Source organism: Bradyrhizobium sp. SRL28 (genome assembly GCF_018596315.1).
In the GTDB taxonomy this organism is placed as follows: domain Bacteria; phylum Pseudomonadota; class Alphaproteobacteria; order Rhizobiales; family Xanthobacteraceae; genus Bradyrhizobium.
The window spans coordinates 1-1649 of record NZ_JAHEAG010000146.1 but is presented as its reverse complement, the minus strand read 5'-3'; the positions used below and the strand labels follow the sequence as shown (position 1 = coordinate 1649).

The window sequence follows — 1649 nt, the reverse complement described above, 5'->3', positions numbered from 1 at the left end:
CCGTGAGGGTATTGGCGAAGCGTTGACAGGGGAGCGCATAGGCCAGCCATTGAGCCGCGAAAGTACCCTCATCCTGGGTGCCGACGTCGTTCCGGTGACGGAAGGCAACACGGATGGGCGCGATAACGCGAGCGCCCAGACGGCCCGGCGTGGTCTTAGACACTGGCATGTGCGCACGCTCTTTGCTCGGGAACCGGGAGATCTCATGGTCGGCCAGCGCCAGCATGCGTGCTGCACTGGTCCGCGTCGGGAAGGCGAGGAGCCGTAGCCGACGATGTACGATCATGAGAAGTCTGACCCCGCCATAGTAGCTGTGAAGCCGACGAACAAAGCCGGGCAACCGGCTGCGGAGTTGGTGGAGCCAAGGGCGGGGGCCGAGGGGAATGTGAGTCAGCAAAGCACGGGCCGGACACAGTACCGGGCAACCGTGTCACAGGCGCTGGCGCGCATACGGCAAGCTGCAAGGCAAAGGAAGAAGGAGAAGTTCACCGCGCTCTTCCATCACGTCAGTATTGATCACCTCGCAGAGGCATTCTCTGAACTCAAGGAGAATGCTGCAGCTGGAGTGGACGGGCTGACATGTCGGGACTACGAGCAGCACCTTGAGCGCAATCTTGAGGACCTGCATGCTCGCGTCCATCGGGGAGCGTATCGGGCACTACCGTCGCGGCGGGTTTACATACCCAAGCCGGATGGTCGGCAACGCCCGATCGCGGTCGCCGCCCTTGAGGACAAGATCGTCCAGAGGGCCACGGCTGCGGTGCTGAGCGCGATCTACGAGGAAGATTTCCTCGGGTTCTCGTATGGGTTCCGACCGGACGCAGCACGCACGATGCGATGGATGCGCTCATGGTCGGGATCACCAGCACAAAGGTGAACTGGATACTGGACGCCGACATCCGCTCGTTCTTCGACACAGTGAGCCAGGAGTGGCTCATCAAGTTTGTGGAACATCGCGTCGGCGACCGACGCATCATCCGCCTGATCCAGAAATGGCTCAAGGCAGGCGTTCTGGAAGACGGGGTCGTGACGGTCAGTGACAAGGGGACCGGGCAGGGATCGGTGATCTCACCGCTTCTGGCCAATCTCTACTTGCACTACGCTTTCGACCTCTGGGCCGAGCGCTGGCGACGGCGTGAGGCTGCGGGCAATATGATCATCGTGCGCTACGCCGACGACCTCATTGTTGGCTTTGAGCACGAGACCGACGCCCGTCGCTTCCTCGACGAGATGCGTAAGCGGTTACAGGAGTTTGCACTGTCGCTTCATTCGGAGAAGACCCGGCTGATCGAGTTTGGACGCTTCGCGGTGGAAAACCGCAAGCGGCGCGGGCTCGGCAAACCGGAGACCTTCGCCTTCCTGGGCTTCACCTTTATCTGCGGCAAAACTCGTCGGGGCAAATTCCAAATCAAACGGAAGTCCCGGCGGGATCGCATGCAGGCAAAGTTGCAAGCCATCAAACAGGAACTGCGACGGAGCATTCATCAGCCGATTCCCCAGCAGGGAAGATGGTTGCAGCAGGTCGTCACCGGCTACTTCAACTACCACGCGGTGCCGACAAACAGTTCGACACTGACCGCGTTCCTATTCCACGTCACCAATCTCTGGCGGCGCACGCTACGGCAGCGGAGCCAGAAAGACTGGACGAC

At 60.9% G+C, this 1649-nt stretch carries 3 protein-coding genes; 2 read left to right on the top strand and 1 reads right to left on the bottom strand.

Going from position 1 to position 1649, the window contains the following annotated elements; translation table 11 throughout:
• Positions 1 to 226, bottom strand: a 226-nt coding sequence (locus KIP88_RS45680) for a hypothetical protein (RefSeq protein ID WP_214494603.1), incomplete at its 3' end; no start/stop codon positions are given.
• Between the two features lie 48 nt (positions 227 to 274).
• On the opposite strand from KIP88_RS45680, the gene KIP88_RS48975 reads away from it, so the two are divergent.
• Both KIP88_RS48975 and KIP88_RS48970 read left to right on the top strand, forming a co-directional pair.
• Positions 275 to 877, top strand: a complete 603-nt coding sequence (locus KIP88_RS48975) for a maturase (protein WP_374226619.1) — start codon at positions 275 to 277, stop codon at positions 875 to 877.
• Positions 850 to 1649, top strand: an 800-nt coding sequence (locus tag KIP88_RS48970; RefSeq protein WP_374226618.1) for a reverse transcriptase domain-containing protein, incomplete at its 3' end; no start/stop codon positions are given. The genes KIP88_RS48975 and KIP88_RS48970, both read left to right, overlap by 28 nt.